The organism is Natronorubrum texcoconense, from assembly GCF_900100335.1.
GTDB lineage: Archaea > Halobacteriota > Halobacteria > Halobacteriales > Natrialbaceae > Natronorubrum > Natronorubrum texcoconense.
On sequence record NZ_FNFE01000010.1, the window covers coordinates 90,605 to 109,438 of the forward strand.

18 protein-coding genes are annotated in these 18,834 nt (G+C 62.8%); 11 read left to right on the forward strand and 7 right to left on the reverse strand.

From position 1 onward, the window contains the following. The first annotated feature begins 26 nt into the window (after nucleotides 1–26). The 6 genes from BLT08_RS21915 to BLT08_RS21940 all read left to right on the forward strand — a co-directional run bounded on the left by BLT08_RS21915 (nucleotide 27) and on the right by BLT08_RS21940 (nucleotide 3,438). Nucleotides 27–1,109 (forward strand): bactofilin family protein, encoded by a 1,083-nt coding sequence (locus tag BLT08_RS21915; RefSeq protein ID WP_090312318.1) that lies wholly within the window; start codon nucleotides 27–29, stop codon nucleotides 1,107–1,109. A gap of 94 nt (nucleotides 1,110–1,203) precedes the next feature. Further along, the gene (gene samp2 / locus BLT08_RS21920) at nucleotides 1,204–1,476 is read left to right on the forward strand and encodes a ubiquitin-like small modifier protein SAMP2 (protein WP_090312359.1); all 273 of its coding nucleotides are present in this window, start codon (nucleotides 1,204–1,206) and stop codon (nucleotides 1,474–1,476) included. Nucleotides 1,477–1,516: 40 nt separating this feature from the next. After that, the gene (locus tag BLT08_RS21925) at nucleotides 1,517–2,053 is read left to right on the forward strand and encodes a redoxin domain-containing protein (protein WP_090312321.1); all 537 of its coding nucleotides are present in this window, start codon (nucleotides 1,517–1,519) and stop codon (nucleotides 2,051–2,053) included. A gap of 3 nt (nucleotides 2,054–2,056) precedes the next feature. Beyond that, complete coding sequence (locus BLT08_RS21930; protein ID WP_090312322.1) at nucleotides 2,057–2,479, forward strand: GNAT family N-acetyltransferase; 423 nt, start codon at nucleotides 2,057–2,059, stop codon at nucleotides 2,477–2,479. A 126-nt stretch (nucleotides 2,480–2,605) separates the two neighbouring features. Continuing rightward, the gene (locus tag BLT08_RS21935) at nucleotides 2,606–2,938 is read left to right on the forward strand and encodes a DUF5789 family protein (protein WP_090312325.1); all 333 of its coding nucleotides are present in this window, start codon (nucleotides 2,606–2,608) and stop codon (nucleotides 2,936–2,938) included. Between the two features lie 140 nt (nucleotides 2,939–3,078). Further along, nucleotides 3,079–3,438 carry a DUF3824 domain-containing protein gene (locus tag BLT08_RS21940; RefSeq protein ID WP_090312327.1) on the forward strand — a complete coding sequence of 120 codons (360 nt, stop codon included), beginning with the start codon at nucleotides 3,079–3,081 and terminating at the stop codon, nucleotides 3,436–3,438. A gap of 39 nt (nucleotides 3,439–3,477) precedes the next feature. On the opposite strand, the gene BLT08_RS21945 is transcribed toward BLT08_RS21940, so the two are convergent. The 3 genes from BLT08_RS21945 to BLT08_RS21960 form a co-directional block, all read right to left on the reverse strand. After that, nucleotides 3,478–4,824, reverse strand: a complete 1,347-nt coding sequence (locus BLT08_RS21945; RefSeq protein WP_090312330.1) for a tryptophanase — start codon at nucleotides 4,822–4,824, stop codon at nucleotides 3,478–3,480. 214 nt (nucleotides 4,825–5,038) lie between these two features. Then, entirely contained in the window at nucleotides 5,039–5,626 is a 588-nt protein-coding gene (locus BLT08_RS21950) for a hypothetical protein (protein WP_090312333.1), read from the reverse strand. 862 nt (nucleotides 5,627–6,488) lie between these two features. Continuing rightward, entirely contained in the window at nucleotides 6,489–7,667 is a 1,179-nt protein-coding gene (locus BLT08_RS21960) for an aspartate kinase (protein WP_090312336.1), read from the reverse strand. A gap of 309 nt (nucleotides 7,668–7,976) precedes the next feature. On the opposite strand from BLT08_RS21960, the gene BLT08_RS21965 reads away from it, so the two are divergent. Next, nucleotides 7,977–8,414 (forward strand): hypothetical protein, encoded by a 438-nt coding sequence (locus tag BLT08_RS21965; protein WP_090312338.1) that lies wholly within the window; start codon nucleotides 7,977–7,979, stop codon nucleotides 8,412–8,414. A gap of 84 nt (nucleotides 8,415–8,498) precedes the next feature. Here BLT08_RS21965 and BLT08_RS21970 read toward each other — a convergent pair whose 3' ends face one another. Both BLT08_RS21970 and BLT08_RS21975 read right to left on the reverse strand, forming a co-directional pair. Beyond that, nucleotides 8,499–9,260 carry a hypothetical protein gene (locus BLT08_RS21970; RefSeq protein ID WP_090312341.1) on the reverse strand — a complete coding sequence of 254 codons (762 nt, stop codon included), beginning with the start codon at nucleotides 9,258–9,260 and terminating at the stop codon, nucleotides 8,499–8,501. Nucleotides 9,261–9,338: 78 nt separating this feature from the next. Next, complete coding sequence (locus BLT08_RS21975) at nucleotides 9,339–10,907, reverse strand: DNA-directed DNA polymerase II small subunit (RefSeq protein WP_090311811.1); 1,569 nt, start codon at nucleotides 10,905–10,907, stop codon at nucleotides 9,339–9,341. Nucleotides 10,908–11,196: 289 nt separating this feature from the next. Between BLT08_RS21975 and BLT08_RS21980 the strand changes: the two genes are divergently transcribed. Further along, a complete protein-coding gene (locus BLT08_RS21980) occupies nucleotides 11,197–12,285 on the forward strand; it encodes a S24/S26 family peptidase (protein WP_090312166.1) in 1,089 nt (362 codons plus the stop codon). Nucleotides 12,286–12,496: 211 nt separating this feature from the next. Here the strand turns inward: BLT08_RS21980 and BLT08_RS21985 are convergent, their stop codons facing one another. Next, entirely contained in the window at nucleotides 12,497–12,940 is a 444-nt protein-coding gene (locus BLT08_RS21985) for a hypothetical protein (RefSeq protein ID WP_090311813.1), read from the reverse strand. 181 nt (nucleotides 12,941–13,121) lie between these two features. Continuing rightward, nucleotides 13,122–14,786: a Cdc6/Cdc18 family protein gene (locus BLT08_RS21990; protein WP_090311818.1), complete on the reverse strand. Its 1,665-nt coding sequence runs from the start codon at nucleotides 14,784–14,786 to the stop codon at nucleotides 13,122–13,124. Between the two features lie 1,634 nt (nucleotides 14,787–16,420). Here BLT08_RS21990 and BLT08_RS21995 point away from each other — a divergent pair. From BLT08_RS21995 to BLT08_RS22005, 3 genes are read left to right on the forward strand one after another with little or no spacing between them, the layout of a single operon-like run. Then, complete coding sequence (locus BLT08_RS21995) at nucleotides 16,421–17,059, forward strand: Era-like GTP-binding protein (protein WP_006092808.1); 639 nt, start codon at nucleotides 16,421–16,423, stop codon at nucleotides 17,057–17,059. 6 nt (nucleotides 17,060–17,065) lie between these two features. Continuing rightward, nucleotides 17,066–17,467 carry a DUF2073 domain-containing protein gene (locus BLT08_RS22000; RefSeq protein WP_006092809.1) on the forward strand — a complete coding sequence of 134 codons (402 nt, stop codon included), beginning with the start codon at nucleotides 17,066–17,068 and terminating at the stop codon, nucleotides 17,465–17,467. Between the two features lie 13 nt (nucleotides 17,468–17,480). Next, nucleotides 17,481–18,551: an OapC/ArvC family zinc-ribbon domain-containing protein gene (locus tag BLT08_RS22005; RefSeq protein WP_090311820.1), complete on the forward strand. Its 1,071-nt coding sequence runs from the start codon at nucleotides 17,481–17,483 to the stop codon at nucleotides 18,549–18,551. The last annotated feature ends 283 nt before the right edge of the window (nucleotides 18,552–18,834 follow it).

Genomic DNA, 18,834 nt, shown 5'->3' on the forward strand with positions numbered 1-18,834 from the left:
TCTCGCTACTCGACGTATGTGTATGTATGACAGGCAGTAATCGTATTCGAACACTTCTCGTCCTCGCCGTACTCCTCCTCGTCGTCGTCGGAACGGTGCCGATTGCGGTCGCCGCCCAGTCGGAGAGTCGAAGCGGCGGCACCGTCGTCGTCGAGGAGGGAGAGACGGTCGACGAACTCGAGGCGTTCGCGGGAACCGTCGTCATCGAGGGCACCGTCACGGGTGACGTCAGCGTGGTCGCCGGCAGCGTTCAGATCGACGGCGCGGTCGGCGGCGACGTCGAAGCCGTCGCCGGGAGCGTGCAAATAGCCGGCGCCGTCGATGGCGACGTCGAAACCGCTGCTGGCAGCGTCGAGATCACCGACGGGGCGACCATCGGCGGCGACCTCTCGGCCGGCGCCGGCAGCGTCCTGATCGACGGGACGCTCGAGGGAGACGCGAAAGTCGGAGCCGAGACGATCCAGCTCGGCGACGACGCGTCGATCGCGGGCGATCTGCGCTACGGCGGCAGCCTCGAGGGGAACACCGACGCCGTCGCCGGCGAGATCACGGAGGACTCCTCGATCGGAATCGACCTGACGGGAACGGCCGTTCCGATCGCGTCGTGGCTGTTCGCGGCGTACGTCCTCGCGTTGAACCTGCTGCTCGGCGCCGCGCTGCTCGTGCTGTTTCCCCGGTTCTCCGACGGGGTCGCGGATTGGGTCGCGACCGATCCCCTGCGCATCGGGTTGACGGGGTTCGGCCTCCTCGTCGCGATTCCCGTGTTATTGGTCGCGATGGCGATCACGATCGTCGGCATTCCGTTCTCGGTCGTCGGCGCGTTCGGGTTCGCGCTTCTCGTCTGGATCGGGATCGTCTACGGCCGGTACGCCGTCGCCGCCTGGCTCCTCTCGCTGGTCGACGTGGAGAACCGTTGGCTCGCGCTCGTCCTCGGACTGGTCGCCGGGGCAGTTCTCGCACAGCTCCCCATCGTCGGGGGCCTGCTCAACCTGCTCGTGCTCTTGCTCGGTCTCGGCGCGCTCGGATTCGGACTGTACGCCCACCGTCAACGAGTCCGCGAACAGGGGTCCCGCAACGAGAGTAGTCCCGACGGACCGACGGCCGACTGAGGAAACGGCGATGGTGGCGACGACTGCTCCGTTCCGTTCGAGTGCGTCCCGAACCGAGCGACGCGCTCAAGTCGGTCGCCTCGTAACGACGACTATGCGCGTCACCGTCGATGTCAAGGGCGAGGAGACACACGAGATCGATCTCGAGACGGTGTCCGCTGGGAGCCCGAACGGCGGTGCGGGAACCGGCGGATCGACGCCGACCTATCAGGAGCTGCTGGCCGAGATCGATCTCAGTCCCCACGAAGTGAGCGTGCTCGTCGACGGGCGGCCGGTGCCGGAGGATCAGCCGGTCGAGAGCGACCACGTGACGGTGTTGCGGCTGATCAAGGGCGGGTCGAAACCACCTATCGACAGGAACCGCTGAAAGCCCGAGCGTTTTGAGGGCGAGCCTCGTAGCCGGAGCCATGACTGGTGACGCCGCGAAACTAACGCTCGAGAACGTCGGCCCGGGACCGGATCCGCTCACGCTGGCGGAGCTGGCAGCGCCGGTCGAGCCGGCCGATCCTACGACGACCGAGGAGGCCGATACGGCTCACGAGTCCATCCTGCTGTTGCTCCATCGCGACCACCACGCCGGGCAGTGTCGCCGACAGGTTCGGGCCGTCGCCGACCGCTACGAGGAGTTCCGCGAGCGGGGCTGCCAGGTGGTCTCGGTGGTTCCCGAACCTCGCGAGCGCGTCGAGCAGTGGCAAACGCGCTACGAGCTCCCGTTTCCGCTCTGTGCCGATCCGGAGGCGACCGCGGGCGAGACCTTCGACCAACCGGTCCGCCTCGGGGCCCTCGGCGAACAGTTCGACGTCGTCGGTCGAATGCCCGTCGCGATCATCTTCGACATCGACGACGACGGGGAGATCGACGTCGCCAACGCCTACCGCGGGCGAACGAATCTCGATCGGCCCGACATCGACGAGTTGTTGGCCACCATCGACGGACGAACGTAACGGATGGACGGCCACGTCCGCACCGCCACCGCCGACGACGCACTCGATGTGAGACGCATCCTCGACGCGGCCATGCTCGAGCCGGGCGACGTCGAAACCCGAATCGAGAACGCGGACGTGCTCGTCGCCGGCGATCACCGCGGCGGTCTCGAGGCGAACGACGGCAGCGAACGGATTCTCGGCACCGTGGTTCTCGAGTCCAACGACGACGTCTACGGCGCGCACGTCTCGGCTGTCGGCGTCCGCCGCCGTCACCGAGGGAAGGGGATCGGCCGCGCGCTGATGGAACGGGCGCTCGAGCGCGAGGGTCGGCTGACGGTCCGCTTCGACGACGGCGTCCGTCCGTTTTACGAGTCGCTCGGGTTCTCGATCGAGTCGATCGACGACCAGCGGTATCGTGGCGTCACGGCGCTCGACCGGTCGTAACGGCCGATCGAGTCGACCACGGCCGTTCCCGTCGGTGCTCTCGGAGACGCAGCCGTCCGGTTCGGTCGAGCGAAGCGTGCGACGGACGGCCGCAGGGTTATCCCCCTCGCTCGCCTACGTCAACAGATGGCAGACGACAAGAAATCCCGAAACAAGCAGGCGGACGACGCCGAGCGACGCCAGCGGGAGCGGGAACTGCAGGAGGCGCGCGACCGCGACGACGAGCCAGAGCCGACGGACCCCGAGCAGGACGACCAGCTCGGCGAACTCGACGACTCACTCGAGGCACACGAGTATCCGACGACCGTCGACGATCTCCGCGGAGCCTACGGCGACCACGCAGTCGAAACGGAGGACGGGTCGAGACCCCTCGAGGACGTCCTCGAGCCGGTCGACGACGAATCCTACGACTCCGCGGACGACGTTCGGGATCGAATACAGGGTCTTGTTCACCGCTGAAAGAGCCGTTCTCCGCTGTTTCCCGCTCTGGCTGTCGGCGTTTCGCTCGCTTCCGCGTTCTCGCTCGCGAGATCGTAATCCCCCCTTGCAGGCGTGTTCCGGCGGAGCTTTATCGGACAGAACGTGGTACGATCCGTCGCATGGCTCTCGGACGGATACTCAGCGGCGACCCATCGAAACGCTCCAAACTCTACCTCGCGATCGGCGGCCTCTCGCTCGTCAAGGCGATCGCGGTACGCAACGACCGGAACCGGTTCCGCCGGGAACTGGTCGACGCCGGCCTGTTCATCGGCGTCGGCATCGCGTTACGGAAGTACAGTCAGCTCAAGGACGAAAAGCGCGCGGAGCTCGAATCGCAGGTCCCCGACTGGGCGATCTCCGCCGCGACCTCTCCGGCCGCAAAGCAGGGCGTCCGCACCGTCGCGAAACGACGCCTTGGCGGCGAGCCCGAACAAGATCCAAGCCTTCGCGACCGGGCTCGAGGCGTCATCTCGAGCTAAATCGACGACCGACGGCAGCCCGTTCCTTGCCAGTTTCGTTCAGTTCGAAATCGGCTCGAGCGACGCCGTAAAGTGCCGCAACTCGCGGTTTTCGGGCTCGGAGACGATCTCGAGTCCCGACACCGTCTCCTGGTTCTCGAGAACGGTCTCGGCCGTCTCGACGACGTGCTCGAGGTGCTCTCGGTGGTAAGTGCGACGCGGAATCGCGAGTCGAACCAGTTCGGGGCGGTCGGTATCCGGAAACGCGAAACTGCCGAGCTCGACGCCGCGAACGCCGCCCTCTCGGTACAGCGCACAGACCAGCGCCTGCCCGGGGAACTCCGCGGACGGAACGTGGGGAAGCGCGCTCGCCGCGTCGAGATAGACCGCGTGGCCGCCCGGCGGCGTGTAGATCGGCACGCCTGCGTCCTCGAGCAGTTCGGCGAACGTTCGGACCTGCTCGAGGCGATCCGCGACGTACGCCTCCTCGACGGCTTCCCGGAGGCCGACGGCCATCGCGGCGACGTCTCGGCCGGACATCCCGCCGTAGGTGGGAAAACCCTCGTAGAGGATCGCCCGCTGTTTGCAGCGCTCGAAGAGCGCGTCGTCGTCGGTCGCGACGAAACCGCCGGCGTTGACGAGTCCGTCTTTCTTGCCGCTCATCACGAGCGCGTCGGCGTAGCCGAGCTGTTCGCGGGCGATTTCGGCGACCGTCGCGTCCGAAAACTCCGCCTCGCGGTCTCCGACGAAGGCGGCGTTCTCGGCGAACCGGCAGGCGTCGATCACGAACGTTGCGCCGATCTCGTCCGCGAACTCGCGGACGCGTCGGGTGTTTGCGACGCTGACCGGCTGACCCGCCGCCGAGTTGTTCGTGATCGTCAAAATCACAACCGGCACGCGTTCCGCACCCACCTCGTCGACGGTCGACCAGGCGCGGTCCAGCGAGAAGTTCCCCTTGAACGAGCCGTCGACCGTCAGGTCGTGAGCGCGGTCGACCGGACAGTCGACCGGATCGGCCCCCTGATTCGCGACGTGAGCACGCGTCGTGTCGAAGTGGGTGTTGTTGAGCACGACGTCGCCGTCCTCGAGCAGCGAGCCGTAGAGGACGTTCTCCGCGCCGCGGCCCTGATGGGTTGGCACGACTCGGGAGAAGCCCATGACGTCCCGGACGGCCGATTCGAGTTCGTCGAAGCTTCGCGATCCCGCGTAGGACTCGTCGCCGCGGAGCAACGCGGCCCACTGCTGGTCGCTCATCGCGCCGGTGCCGCTGTCGGTCAACAGATCGATGAAGACCTCCTCGGCGGCGAGTTCGAAGACGTTGTAGCCGGCCTCCTCGAGCGCTCGCTCGCGGCGCTCGCGTGAGGGTAACTGAATCCGCTCGACCACTTTCGACTTGTAGGCAACCATACCCACTCAACGCCGGCGCGCGTGTTCAGTCTAGCTGGAATCTCGTGTTCGCTGGCGACTCGAACCGTCCGCTCTCGGACGGTTCGGTGCATCGATGGACGGAGTCGACGATCCGAACGACGACGGGGCTCGCGACGACAGCGGCAAGGTCGGCCACTCGAGCGGTGACGGGGCTATCGCAGACCACTACCGGAGTCGCGATCCGCTCCGAGACTCAGCGGGCGTCGGCCTCGAGACCGCCGAACGCGTCGTTGGTGACCCGCGTCGGCGTCGGATCGGGACCGACGAGTTCCAACCCGTCCGCGGGTTCGGATCGAACGGTGAGCTTCGCGGTCGAATCGGCGGTCTCGGCCGTTCGTTCGGCATCGGTGGCGTCCGTCGCCTCGAGACCGTCGTCGGCGTCGGTTCCGTTCTCGAGCGACGAATCGCCCGCGACGAGGTCGCCGAGTTCGGCCGCCGCCGACTCGATCACGTCGCCGTCGTCACGGACGACCACGTCTGAGTCGCCGACGAACTCGAACCCGAGGTCGTCGACGTCGGGCGCGGGTTCGTCGGAATCGGCGTCCTCGGATTCGGTATCCGTCCCGTTCGACCGTTCCGCCGTCTCTTCGTCCGCGAGGTCGGCGAACAGTTCGGCCGCCGTCGTATCGTCGACGTCGAGTTGGTCGTCCGGGATCGTATCGTGGGCGCCGCCGCCGTCCTCGAGGTCGTCGGGAGATTCCACGCCGAACTCGGCGAGAACCGCATCGGGATCGGGCTCGACGTCCGCGAACACTTCCGTACCAGTCGAATCGGTGCTCATGACAGTCTCTATGACACTCATCACTTTCGTTACGAGGGCGTTACCAGTGGTTCATGGACGGCTACTGGGGCGACTCGAGTCGGATCGGTACCCCCGAGTTCCGACTAAAAGTCAGCTCATCGAAAGTGATATTTATCGGTTCTCCATTGCACCGAATATGTTTGGATTGAAACTCGTACTAGTCGGAATGAACCTCGTGCTGGCGGCAATCTTTTTCGGTACTTCCGGTGGGCTGTTGGCGTACGGCGGTCTCGCCCTATCGATACTCGGGTTGTTCGTCGGCTCTAATAGGGTCTTAGACAGCCCGAATTAACATTCCATGGCAGAAACACTAGTGTCAGTTAACTCAGATATCGTATTACGGGTACGGGAAGCCGGATTCGTCCACCGACCAGAGAAAACAGCGATTTCGTCGACACTCGAGTCCGTCGTAGGTGCTACCGGACTAGGAATTGGGAGCATCGAATGGGAGTGAAAAGGTCGTCGACTCGCTAGGGTACTGGTGCAGTCTACTTCGATGATGTTCTCAACGAAATACAGTTAAAAATAGGCAAGTGTGTAACATCAGATTTATAAATCTGGTGATGGGTTCAACGCACATGATAGGTCTGAAAATCACATTGTTTGGTATAAATCTCGTTCTGGGAGCGATATTCCTCGGCGAAGGCGCGTGGGGGTTAGCGTATCTCGGGATGTTCGTCTCGTTGATCGGGGTATTCGCCGGTTCAAATGGCACGCCACCGACATCGGAGTAACACGAACGGACGCGCCGAACCATCGGTAGCCGTGTTCGATATGTCGAACGTCCATCTCTTGCCAACGTCGGAGAAACGATGTAATCTCGAGTCCCGAGCGACCGAACCTAGAACAGATCCTGGGTCAACTCGAGCGTCTTCTCGCGGTCGTCCCACTCGACGAAGAGAGCGACGCTGGTCGCGCTCGTGATGATGTCCTGGAGGTGGATCCGCTCCTCGGCGAGCGGGTTGACGATCTCGCTGATGATCCCCGGCTGGTTGGGGAGTTCGCCGCCGGTGACGCGGACGACGGCCGTCGGCGAGTCGACGGTGACGCTCGAGAGTTCGTCGCGGGCGATGACCTCGCGGTGGAGGATGTTCTCGGCGCGTTCGGCCTCCGCTTCGTCGATGTAGAACGTGACCGTGTCCATCCCGCTGGCGACGGCGTCGATGTTGATGTCGCTCTCGGAGAGCGCCTCCGAGAGGTGGTTGAAGATGCCCGGCTGGTTGCGAATCGCCCGACCGGCGACGGTCAGGCAGGCCAGCGGTCGCTCGCGCAGGTCGACGAGGTTCTTGAACTCGCCTTCGATGCTCGTCCCGCCCGAGAGCAGATCGCCGTGCTGGTAGTGGACGACGCGGACGTCCAAGTTGCCGCCCTTGTACGACAGCGCGGAGGGCGCGACGACTTCGGCTCCGCGGAACGAGAGGTTCCGGAGTTCGTCAACGGAAATCTCGCCGACGTTGCGGGCCCCTTCGACGACGTGTGGGTCGCCGGTCATGACGCCCTCGACGTCGGTGACGATGACGACTTCGTCTGCGTCCATGTACTTGCCCATCATCACGGCCGTCGTGTCGCTACCCCCGCGACCGAGCGTCGTGATCGAGCCGTCCGGCCCTTCCGCGAGGAAGCCCGTGATGACCGGCACCGTGGTGTCGAGATCCTCGGCGACCTCGAGCGCTCGCTTCTGGGTCTCCTCGACGTCGACCTCGCCGTACTCGTCGGTGACGACGGGCCAACCGTCGGCGCCGGGTTCGAAGAAGGTCGCGTCGATACCCCGAGCCGACAGGGCGGCTTTGAGCATTCGAACGGACGTTCGCTCGCCCATGCTGACGATCTGGGCGCGGTCGGCTTCGTCGGTCTCGAAGGTGATCTCCTCGAGCAGGTCGTCCGTCGTCGATCCCATCGCGCTGGCGACGACGGCGATCTCGTGGCCGTCCTCGACGGCCGCCGCGATCGAGTCCGCGGCGCGATTGATGCGATCCCCGCTTCCGAGGCTCGTTCCTCCGAATTTGGCTACAACGCGCATACTGACACCTCGTCCGCGACCGGCGTGGCGATCTCGTGGCTCATATGCCAGACCGTTACCAGAGCGCGCAGATAACTGTGTCCCATCGTTCGTATTTTTACCACTGCTCGCGACGCTCTCGAGGACGGACCAGTTGCCTCGAATCGCCGTACTCCGGACGGGTGACCGACAGGTCGCGCGGTCGGAAGGCCCACCGGTTCACCGGCTCGAGATCGATGCGTCGAGCGACGATCGCCCGCGTCGAATCGGAGCTGAAACGACGCTGTTGCGGGCGGGATTTATGTTTGTGCGTGGCATTACCACACCCTAATGAACGTACGGGACGCTCTCGAGGCCGACGCGGACGCGCTGGCGTCGATCGCCGACTCACCGACCGACGTGATGCGAAACCTGGTTCACGATCGGACGGTGCGCGTCGCCGAAGACGGCACGCACGACCCGAACGCGGACGTGTCGGGATCGCAGTACGACGGCTCCGATCCGGAAGATCTGCTGGGGTTCATCAGCTTCGACGCGAAAGAAGACACCGTCCACGTGACCCAACTCGACGGCACGAGCGACGCGTGCAAACGGCTGCTCGCCGAACCCGTCCGGTTCGCCGAACGCGAGTCGATGAACGTCGAAATGCTGGTTTCTCCCGAGACGACGGGCGTCGAGGACGCCGCCGAAGAACTCGGCTTCGAACGTCGCGGTCAAGGGCCGCGGTTCGAAGGCGCACCGACGGTCCGGTTTCGACTCGAGCCGTAGCGTCTGACCGTCGTCGGGCCCTTCAGTTCCCCTCGGTCCCGTTCCGTCGCAGGTCGTCGACCGAGTCGACCTGAATCGCAGCCATCAGCCGAGCAGTAGAATGATCGTATAGCCCACCAATCCGGCAGCGAACGCCCAGAACCGACTTTCGCGGTCCGCCGGCAGCTCCTCTTTGATCACGTTGAGGATGACGCCGCCGGCCAGAAACGCGAGCAGGAGACTCAACACGAGTTCCGGTACGCCGACGAGCGCGCCGACCGCCGCACCGCCGAGGATCGAACCGGCGAGCAGCCAGCGACCGACCCGATCGTAGGCGGCCCGGTGATGCTCGCGCAGTCCGTAGTCGTTGACGACGAAGTGGACGCCCATCGCCACCGCGTAGAGCAGCAGACTCGAGACCCCGGTTTCCTCTCGGTGAAGCAAGAGATAGCCGATGAGTCCGTTGTACAGCGCAAAGGAGCCGATGTGGATCCAGAACACGCCGGATACCGCTCGAATCGTCCGTTCGCCGGCGCTCGCTCGTCGGCCCGGCCGAGCCTGCGAACGGCGAACGATCTGCTCGAGACCGTAGAAGAGCGTGAAGCCGACGAGTGCCGCGACGAACAGCGACCGCTCGTGCGTCGCCGCGAGGATGACGTTCGTCGGCTCGAACGCCTCGACGACTCGAGACTGGTGTTCCGTGACCTCCGGAAGCAGGTGGACGAAGACGTACGCGACGGAAATGCCGCCACACAGCGAGAGCCATCCGCTTCGAGGTATCCCGCGGAGGAACTCGAGCCGTCCGGCACCGACGTGCACCGCCGCCAGTCCGCCGGCAACGAGCAACGCGCCGAGCGTCGAGAGCATTGGGTGACAGTTAGCGGAGAGCGGCAATAAAAGACGACCAGCGTGCGACGATCGGCTCGAATACTCTCGAGAGCGAGATTAGCTGAACTTCTGAACCGTCACGTCGAGCGTATCGAGATCGACGATGGGCGCAAAACCGGCGTCGGGGTCGATGTTGACGCTCTTCTGGAAGTCGGTCTGGGACTGCCAGCAGCCGGAGTTGATCGCGAGCACGTTGTGGTACTTCCCGAAGCCGAGTTTGTGGACGTGACCGGTGTGGAAGATGTCGGGCACCTCCTCCATTACGAGGAAGTCCTCCTCCTCGGGTGCGAGTCGCGTGTGACCCCCGAACTGGGGCGCGACGTGGCGCTTCTTCAGGAGGTGGAACATCGCCTTGTGCGGGTCGTCGTAGCTCGCCTTCTCCTCGGGCAGTTCCGCGATCACTTCGTCCAACGAAACGCCGTGGTACATCAAGACGGAGACGCCCTCGAGCGTCACCGTCGACGGATTGCTGACGATCCGCGAGTCGTGGGCCGACATGATCTCCCGGAGGTTCTCGTCGAATCCGGGCTGGGGTTCGGCGAGGCGCACCGCGTCGTGGTTGCCCGGAATCATCACGATCTCGATGTCGCCGGGCACCTGTTTGAGGTACTCGTTGAACACCTCGTACTGCTCGTAGATGTCGACGACGTCGAGCTCCTCGTCCTGGTTCGGGTAGACGCCGACGCCTTCCACCATGTCGCCCGCGATGAGCAGGTACTCGACGTGTTGGGCCTCAGGGGTGTGTAGCCAGTCGGCGAAGGCGTTCCAGGCGTCGTGCATGAACTCCTGGCTTCCGACGTGAACGTCGCTAATCAGCGCCGCCTGCACGTGGCGATCGGCCGTCGACGGCTTGTGTGTCCGGGGAACGTCCGGGAAGTACATCGAGTCGACGAACGCGATCCCGGAGTCGTCGGCGAGGGTTCCCTCCATCGCCAGCACCTCGTCGCAGAGCAGTTCTTCCACCAAATCGGCGTACTCCCGGTCTTTCATCACCAGCCACGGGAACGTTCCCGTCGCGTCCTCGAGTTCGATCAGCCAGTGGCCGCTCGCCGTCGAGCGGATGTCGTTGACCAGCCCGACCATTCCGACCTCGCCGCCGCCCGGCATCTTCTGGATGGCCGTCGCGGGACGGTGGTTGACCCGGCCCCGCAGTTTCGATCCCAGCTTCTCGAGTCGATCCCGAAAGACGGCGACGAAATCCTCGTACTCGCCCGTTCCGGTGCTGTCACCGGTCATATCTCCCGCGATCTCGAGCGAACGCAGCTCGGGATCGACGGACCGGTTCGCGGTCCCCGACCCCTCTGTTTCGACTGGAGCTGCCCCATCCACGTCTGACGGATCGGCCGTTCGATCTCCAGTCGAAACGGAGGGGTCTCCGTTGTCAGCTGTGACGGGTGGTTGCTGCCCGCCCGCTGTCGGTTTCGCGTCCGCGTCGGTCGTCGAGAGGACGGCTTCGACGTGGTCGGTCCGAACGACCAGCGCGTCCGCCGGCAGCTCCTCGACGACGCGCTCGAGGGTCGCCTGCGGGTCGTCGGCCGACGCGAGTTTCGTGACGGCCTCGCGTTCGGCGTTGTACCCACGACTGGTGAGTTCGCTGACGATCCGAGCGGAGGCCTCGAGTGGCACACGATTCGCATTCGCGAGCGGGGAGAAAAGGATATCGTCATGGGAGTGTTCTCGAGACCGTTCCGTTTCGCCGAACGGCGGACGAGACGGCGACCCGACCGTCCACTGTTCCCACCAGTAGAGTTATTCCCGTAACTAAAATAGCAACGCGAACGAGTGATTCAGGTGTGTCCGTCTTCCATCGCGCCGGTCCGGTCATCGTGCGAAATGACTACCGCAGTGTTCGCCGCATTCGATCCGGGGTGTCGGAGCAGAAGGTTGATTGCAGGCCCCAGCAAAACGGGTGACGATGAGCGGTTCTAACCCCGGTGACCCGCCCGACGATCCCGACGAGCGTGGTGACCACACCGGTAAGCGGGGTGATCCTGACGGTGAGGGACGCCGGGATTCGGACGCAAACACGGGTCGAGATCCGGACGGTGACGCAGGCCAGAGTCCGGACGCAAACACGGGTCGAGACCCAGTTGCCGACGCGAAGCGAGATTCGGCCAGCGGGAAGCGAGATCCGGCCACCGCGAATCGAGAGTCGACCGGCACCTCCGCCGGGACGGCCGACGCGGCCGCTACCGACGACCGGGTGACGATCGAGGACGACGGCGTCGTTCACTGGTTCCTGAAATCCAACGACGGGAACGTCGTCTTCGTCCGCGATATCCTGAGCAGCGTCGCTATCGTCGCCGTGATCGGACTCCTTCTGTTCGCGCTCAGCGGGGTCTGGCCGCCGCTGGTCGCCGTCGAGAGCGGCAGCATGGAACCCGATATGGAGCGAGGCGATCTCATCTTCGTCATCGACGAGGATCGGTACGTCGGCGACGATCCGGCCGGTGACACCGGAATCGTTCCCCTCGAGAACGGCGTCGAAAACGGCCACGAGCGCTTCGGTCAACCGGGCGACGTCATCATCTTCCAACCCAACGGCGACGAGCGACAGACGCCGATAATCCACCGGGCACACTTCTGGGTCGAGGAGGACGAAAACTGGGTCGATACGAAAGCCGACGAGGAGATCATCGGCGAGACGACCTGCGACGATCTCCAGACCTGTCCAGCGAACCACGACGGGTTTATCACGAAAGGCGACGCCAACAACGGCTACGACCAACAGTACGGCAGCTTCAACGAGCCACAAAGCGAGGTCGTCGACCCCGACTGGGTCACCGGCAAGGCGAGGTTCGGAATTCCGTGGCTCGGCCACATCAGACTGACGTTCGACTCGATTCTCGGCGGGATGCTCGCTCCCTCGCCCGTAATCGAGACCGATCCAGCGGGGCTGACCGGACTCGACTCGAGCGCCGCACAGGTCGGTCTCGTCGGAACCACCGGCGCTGCCGGAGCGACTGGCGGAATTGCCGTCGCGGTTAACCGATACCGCGACTGAGCCTGCGGATCCGACTCGACTGCGCCCCCGATTCGCCCGTTTTCTACGTTTGTTTCTACGCGAGTGCGACGGCTTCGAGACGAATCTCCACTACGGACCATCCGTTCGAGTGGAAGCGAACCAGAGGGGCGGCGCTGAGCCGAAAACGAGGGCCACCTGTCCAGTACAGATCATCGAACACGGATCGGTGAACGCGCGAATCGAGCGACGATCAGCCGTCGGTGTCGATCTCGAGTCGGAGCTTGTCGCCGTCCTGGACCACGTACTCGCTCGGATCCACAGATTCGTCGTCGACCAGAAACGTCAGTTTGGTGTCCTCGTCGGTACCGTCGTAAATCGTTCCGTCGATCGTCACGACGTAGGATCCGTTCGCACGCGTACACTCGAAATGGGGAAGAAGATCGATACCCTCGGCGAACGTCACCGGCTCCTCGCCCTCCATGTACCAGTACTCGTCTCGCTCGTGGAGGTGAAAATCGATCGAGTGATTCTCGGCGTGTTCGGCCTGATAACGGTCGGCCTCGAGATCGATGGGGTTGCCATCGACTACGACCTCGATCTCGCCGCGCTCGTACTCGACCTCGCCGTCGACGAATACACAGCCGGCGAGCGAGACGAGACTCGCCGTCGCACCGAGAACGGCCCGTCGTTTCATGTCGAATCGAAGTGAGCGCACGTATATCGGTTCGTCGGTGACTCCCGAGGAGAGGGAGTCCGGGGGGGACGGGTTTCCAGCGGAACGGGAACGGAAGAGTGTAGGGTTCCAGTCGAACGATACTCGGAGGGTCGAAGATCTCGAGCAGAATGAATCCGGAGGAGTACGGCTACGGAACGAGCTAGTTCTCGAACCGTGCCTGGACGAACGGCTGGACGTCGTCGATATCGCTCAGTCGGGAGTCAGAGAGGAGGACGGCCTCCGTCTCGTCGATCGGTACCGAGAGACTGATCTCCTTGGTCCGGCCGTAGCGGCCCTTCGAGACGACGACGGCGTTGACGATGCCGAGCATGTCGAGTTCGCTGATCAGGTCCGTCACCCGGCGTTGAGTGAGTACGTCGGCGTCGATCTCCTCGCAGAGACGTTTGTAGATGTTGAACACCTCGCCCGTGTTGATGCTGTGGACGCCGTTTTTCTCGAGCAGGATGATCGCGAAGAGGACGAGTTTCGACTGCGTAGGGAGCGTGCGAACGACCTCGACCACGCGGTCGAGTTCGATCTTGTCCTGTGCCTGTCTGACGTGTTCCTCGACGATCGTCTCCGTCTGGGAGCGCTCCGCCAGTTCGCCCGCGGTCCGAAGGAGATCTAACGCGCGGCGCGCGTCACCGTGTTCCTGTGCCGCGAAGGCCGCACAGAGCGGGATCACGTCGTCCGACAGCGCGCCGGGCTTGAACGCGACCTCCGACCGGTGTTCCAGGATATCGCGCAACTGATTCGCGTCGTACGGCGGGAAGACGATCTCCTCCTCGCCCAGCGAGGACTTGACGCGCGGATCGAGGAAGTCGGTGAACTTCAGGTCGTTCGAGATTCCGATGATGGAGACACGGGAGTTCTCGAGTTCGGAGTTCATCCGCGAGAGGTTGTACAGCGTATCGTCGCCGCTCTTCTCGACGAGTTTGTCGATCTCGTCTAACATGATGACGACGACCCGTTCGTCGTAATCGACCGCGTCGAAAAACACGCTGTAGACCCGGTCGGTGGGCCACCCCGTCATGGGGACTTCCTCGAAGGACTCCTTGTCCGCCTCGAGGTTCTCGATTTTCGTCTCGACCTCGCCCCTGGAGTCGAAGGGGGTCGACTCGAGCGGATGGGCCGCCGGCAACTGATCGTTCCCGTCCACATCGTCGTCAGGGACCGCAGTCGCTCGATCGGGGGACTCCGTATCGGCGAACCGGTCAGATTCTGCGAGATCGTCTGAAACGACCGTCTCGTCGTCGAACTCCGGCTCGGCATCGGTGTCGAACTCCGGCTCGACGGCGGCGTCGGTCATGTACTCGTCGAGAGCCTCGAGCAGCTCCTCGAGTTCGGCGACCCGGTCGTCGATTCGGGCCTCGTTCTTCTCGATGAACTTGTTCGCGAGCTGTGCGAGCACGCGGTACTGCGTGTCCGTGACCTCGCAGTTGATGTACTCGACGTCACACGGGACGCTGTACTTCTGGGAGGTGCTCTCGAGTTCCTTGCTGACGAACTTCGCGCTGGCCGTCTTTCCCGTTCCGGTCTTACCGTAGATGAGGATGTTCGACGGCGTCTCGCCGCGGAGCGCAGCGACAAGAATCGTCGCCATCTTGTTGATCTGATCGCTTCGGTGGGGGAGTTCGTGCGGCGTGTAGGACGGCCGAAGCACTTCCTTGTTCTCGAAAATCGGTTCGCCGCTGAGCAGATCGTCGAACAGGCCCTGACTCGACGCTTCGTCGTCGAGATCGGATCGCTCGAGGTTCGAGAACCCGGGACTCTCGTCGCTATCGACCTCCTCTCCGCCTCTCGGTTCTGAATTGTCGTCTGACATCCGTCGTGTACATACCCCCTTGCTTCGAGTGGAAGACCGGACCCTAAATCAGGAATATTGCGCGGTAGATAGCCCGACTGGGGCAACCTCCTATTCCAAGCACCCAACCTGGGTCCAGTTGATGCAAACGAAACAGAGGAAAACCATGCTATTAAATTCTTCCCTTCCATCCACGGCCGTTTTCGAATCTTCGGAGGAACGAGCCCGTTAGCCTCTGAGAAAAACGATTTCATGTAACGAGCGCGTCATCGAGCCGCTGGAGTGAGATAGAACGTACGTTTCAGGTCGACGGACCAGTAGTCAAAATTCAGACACCCTTCGAGCAGTCACCAGTGGGCGGGAACCGAGCAAAGAAGTATCGAAAATGTCATATTTTGAGAGTCCCCGATGTTCGGTTGGTATCGACCGAAAGCCGGACGGGAAACGAAACTCGAGGTAATCGGAAGCGATAGCGGTGATGTACCGCGGCGACCAACCAGGCAGACCCTCGAGAACGGAGAACCGTGGTCGTCGTACGGAAGGAAATGGTCGATCGATTCGGTGGCGAGCAAACAAGTGTCGGAGAACGCGAGGGCGAATTTCGAAGCGTGCGAATAGGATGGCAGAGCGAGTGCGATGTGGCTCGAGTGCATCAGTATGTCTGAGGTGGAGAAGGGAGATCAGTCTTCGAGTGGTCGAACGACGTGAAAGAATAGTGTGTTAGGAGATGTCGCGAGACCCATGTTAACAATATTCTGTGGAGGGGGAGCCCCCCACCCCTTCGTTTCGGGTGGAACGAGTCAACAGAGGGGGTGGGGGGAGGGGGTGTCTCTAGGACGGGAATCTTTAAGATAGTGGGTGAGGAACACGGTCCGTAGCACTAGCAAAACGCATTTTTTACTAGAGAAAGTGGATATGGTTACTAGTCCCTACTAGAATTGTCTCTCTCACCGTCTCGAGTTACTAGATCACTCCCTTTTACCGAATTCCCTCCGCTGAATCCTTCTCGCTCCGGTCTCGAGCCGATCTTACGTTCTTTCGATGGGATCGTGATCGATTTCCCCTACTCTCCCACCACCTCTCTCGACACTCTCCAGTTGAAACGAAGGGGTGGGGGTGTTTCGCTCTGGTTGTCTACTGCTACCATTCCACACACATACCTACCGAATTCATCGAACCCTCCCTACTGGTTCATGTACTCTCAAAATCACTCTGATGTCGTGCTTTCTTCGATCCCGTGAAACTCACACACAGCTGGTTCGCCGTCGTCGCATCGCTGTCGTAGCCGGACCAACACTCATCATCGAACGGACACACCGCGTAGCAGTAGTTGTCCCGAGTCGATGGTACTCGTTCTAACCGATGAATCAGTACACGTTGTGAAGTTCGCGCGTACCCGCGTATGTCCGTAATACGTCGTGCGTAGTGTTGCCCAGCTTGACGACTCCGACGAGCAATTACGGCACTCGACAACTCCGACGAGCAACTAACCGAACGGTGCCGACGCGGAACGCCGTACGATGTCCGATCGAACCCCTCACCGAGCGGAACGGACTCCTTCTCGCGTTGAATTGTCTACACGTCTGACGTAGGCTTAAGTGAATTCAGTTTGTAGTACGCGCAACTGCACCCCGCGGTGCTGGAGGGCCCCACTGATGGGACTGTTCACAGAACTCAAAGATAGTATCTCTCGGGTTACGGACCGCCTGTTTTCGGAACAGGAACCCAAACGAATCGGCATCTACGGTCCGCCGAACGCAGGAAAGACAACGCTTGCCAATCGTATCGCTCGTGACTGGACCGGTGACGCCATCGGCGCGGAGAGTCACATTCCACACGAAACACGGCGCGCGCGCCGGAAGGAAGGCGTCGAAATCGAGCGCAACGGCAAGTCGGTGACCATCGACATCGTCGACACCCCCGGTGTCACGACGAAAGTCGACTACGAGGAGTTCACCGACGAGATGGAAGAGGACGACGCCATCCGTCGCTCGCGCGAGGCCACCGAAGGCGTCGCGGAAGCGATGCACTGGCTGCGCGAGGACGTCGACGGCGTCATCTACGTACTCGACAGCGCCGAGGATCCGATCACGCAGGTCAACACGATGCTGATCGGCATCATCGAATCTCGAGATCTCCCGGTTCTTATCTTCGCGAACAAGATCGACCTCGACGACTCGAGCGTCAAGCGGATCGAGGACGCGTTCCCACAGCACAAGACCGTCCCGCTGTCGGCCAAGGAGGGCGAGAACATGGACGAAGTGTACGAAAACATCGCGGAGTACTTCGGGTGAACGAGGATGCCAAAAGCAACTAACGCGGACGACCCGGACGCTCCCAACGGTGTCCAGATCGACCTGATCAGCGGCGAGCGCATGGAGAACATGGCGACGATGGAGAAGATCCGGATGATCTTGGACGGCGTCCACGACGGCAACATCGTCATCTTGGAGGAGGGGTTGACGCCCGACGAAGAGAGCAAACTGATCGAGGTAACGATGTCCGAGATCAGCCCCGACGAGTTCAACGGGATCGAGATCGAGACCTATCCGAAATCCACGACGCGTGACTCCTCGCTCCTCGGCCGGATCATGGGTGGGGACGAATCGACGGCTAAACTGACGGTCATCGGACCAGCGAACCAGATCGAGACGCTTCACAAGGACGAAACGCTCATCAGCGCGCTCGTCTCTCGAGACTGATGTCACACGAATAATGCCACACGAATGTACGAACTGCGGCCGCACGTTTCCCGACGGCTCCAAGGAGATGCTGTCGGGCTGTCCCGACTGCGGCGGGAACAAGTTCCAGTTCGCCCCGTCCGGACGGGCGACGAGCGGGTCGTCCGGGTCGACTGCGAGGAAGGTAGCCGATTCGGGCGCGGGAACTGTAGAGTCACCCGACACAGCCGCGGACCCCGACACCTCCGGAACCGTCGGACGCGCCGCAGAAACCGTTCGTGGGTGGATGTCGTCGGAATCGGACGACTCGAGTACTGAACCGGAGTCGCAACCGACAGCGTCGAATCGCTCCGGGTCGTCGACGGTCGACGATCGCTCCACATCGACGGCCGGAACTCGGTCCGGATCGGCGGACGCAAACCGATCCCAACGGGCGGATGCGAACCGATCCCAACAAACCGAAGCCCAACAGACGGATCGATCGTGGCCCGGCAGCGACGGGTCGATCGAACCTGACGAGCGTTCCGAACCGGGCGAGTTCGCCGAGTGGCCGGAGACCGCCCGTCGGCCCGAAGACCGTTCGACACCCCCGGGCGACGCTTCCAGTGGAATCCAAGGGGACAACGCTGGGGCCGGCTCTGTATCTCCCCCCGCTGATTCGATCGACGACGGCGGATCGCTCGAGGACGATGGGACGCTGACGGACGGGCCGACGCTCGCGGAGAGCGAGAACACGGCACAGGCCGACGCCCGAAGCGAGGTCGTGTCGACGGACGACCTCCCCAGCGACGTCGATCGGACCACTGCACCCGAAACGGGGGCCGCTGGACCGTCGGGATCACCCGACCCCGCAGACGGTACCGGTGAGCAGCCGCCGGATCACGGCCGCGTCGTTAGCGAACCGTCGGGAGACCAACCGTCGATCGAGGAACTCCGCGCGGAGCTCAACGAACAGTTCGAGAGCATCAAAATCGTCAGCCCTGGACAGTACGAACTCAACCTGATGGAGCTCTACAACCGTGAGGAGTACATCATCTCGCTGCAAGAAGACGGTCGGTACGTCATCGACGTGCCGGACTCTTGGCGCTCGGACGACGACTCGTAGCGATTGGAGGACGACTCGTAGCGATTGGAGGACGACTCGTAGCGCTCAGGCGATGATCCCTGATAGTCGGACGACGTTTGCTGGCGGTCCCGACTCTGTACGGTTTGGCGAGGGTTCGCCGATCGTGTCGCCTCCGAGCCATCGCCCGACCCCCATTACTTCGACTGCAAACCCTACTGTTCGAGACTCTAATGGATAATAACACAAGACCTTTGCTCCAGACGAACTACTGGTCTTCTGCCGTTGCTCCCGGTTCGAACGCGTCTCCGTCACGGTCCGAGAT

What these genes read in the sequence shown, in the direction of transcription:
- BLT08_RS21960 (WP_090312336.1), bottom strand. Translation starts at nt 7,667, where the DNA reads ATGCGCGTTGTAGCCAAATTCGGAGGAACGAGCCTCGGAAGCGGGGAT.
- BLT08_RS21990 (WP_090311818.1), bottom strand. Translation starts at nt 14,786, where the DNA reads ATGTCAGACGACAATTCAGAACCGAGAGGCGGAGAGGAGGTCGATAGC.
- BLT08_RS22000 (WP_006092809.1), top strand. Translation starts at nt 17,066, where the DNA reads ATGCCAAAAGCAACTAACGCGGACGACCCGGACGCTCCCAACGGTGTC.
- BLT08_RS21925 (WP_090312321.1), top strand. Translation starts at nt 1,517, where the DNA reads ATGACTGGTGACGCCGCGAAACTAACGCTCGAGAACGTCGGCCCGGGA.
- BLT08_RS21995 (WP_006092808.1), top strand. Translation starts at nt 16,421, where the DNA reads ATGGGACTGTTCACAGAACTCAAAGATAGTATCTCTCGGGTTACGGAC.
- BLT08_RS21970 (WP_090312341.1), bottom strand. Translation starts at nt 9,260, where the DNA reads ATGCTCTCGACGCTCGGCGCGTTGCTCGTTGCCGGCGGACTGGCGGCG.
- BLT08_RS21950 (WP_090312333.1), bottom strand. Translation starts at nt 5,626, where the DNA reads ATGAGCACCGATTCGACTGGTACGGAAGTGTTCGCGGACGTCGAGCCC.
- BLT08_RS21965 (WP_090312338.1), top strand. Translation starts at nt 7,977, where the DNA reads ATGAACGTACGGGACGCTCTCGAGGCCGACGCGGACGCGCTGGCGTCG.
- BLT08_RS21980 (WP_090312166.1), top strand. Translation starts at nt 11,197, where the DNA reads ATGAGCGGTTCTAACCCCGGTGACCCGCCCGACGATCCCGACGAGCGT.
- BLT08_RS22005 (WP_090311820.1), top strand. Translation starts at nt 17,481, where the DNA reads ATGCCACACGAATGTACGAACTGCGGCCGCACGTTTCCCGACGGCTCC.
- BLT08_RS21985 (WP_090311813.1), bottom strand. Translation starts at nt 12,940, where the DNA reads ATGAAACGACGGGCCGTTCTCGGTGCGACGGCGAGTCTCGTCTCGCTC.
- BLT08_RS21945 (WP_090312330.1), bottom strand. Translation starts at nt 4,824, where the DNA reads ATGGTTGCCTACAAGTCGAAAGTGGTCGAGCGGATTCAGTTACCCTCA.
- BLT08_RS21930 (WP_090312322.1), top strand. Translation starts at nt 2,057, where the DNA reads ATGGACGGCCACGTCCGCACCGCCACCGCCGACGACGCACTCGATGTG.
- samp2 (WP_090312359.1), top strand. Translation starts at nt 1,204, where the DNA reads ATGCGCGTCACCGTCGATGTCAAGGGCGAGGAGACACACGAGATCGAT.
- BLT08_RS21935 (WP_090312325.1), top strand. Translation starts at nt 2,606, where the DNA reads ATGGCAGACGACAAGAAATCCCGAAACAAGCAGGCGGACGACGCCGAG.
- BLT08_RS21915 (WP_090312318.1), top strand. Translation starts at nt 27, where the DNA reads ATGACAGGCAGTAATCGTATTCGAACACTTCTCGTCCTCGCCGTACTC.
- BLT08_RS21940 (WP_090312327.1), top strand. Translation starts at nt 3,079, where the DNA reads ATGGCTCTCGGACGGATACTCAGCGGCGACCCATCGAAACGCTCCAAA.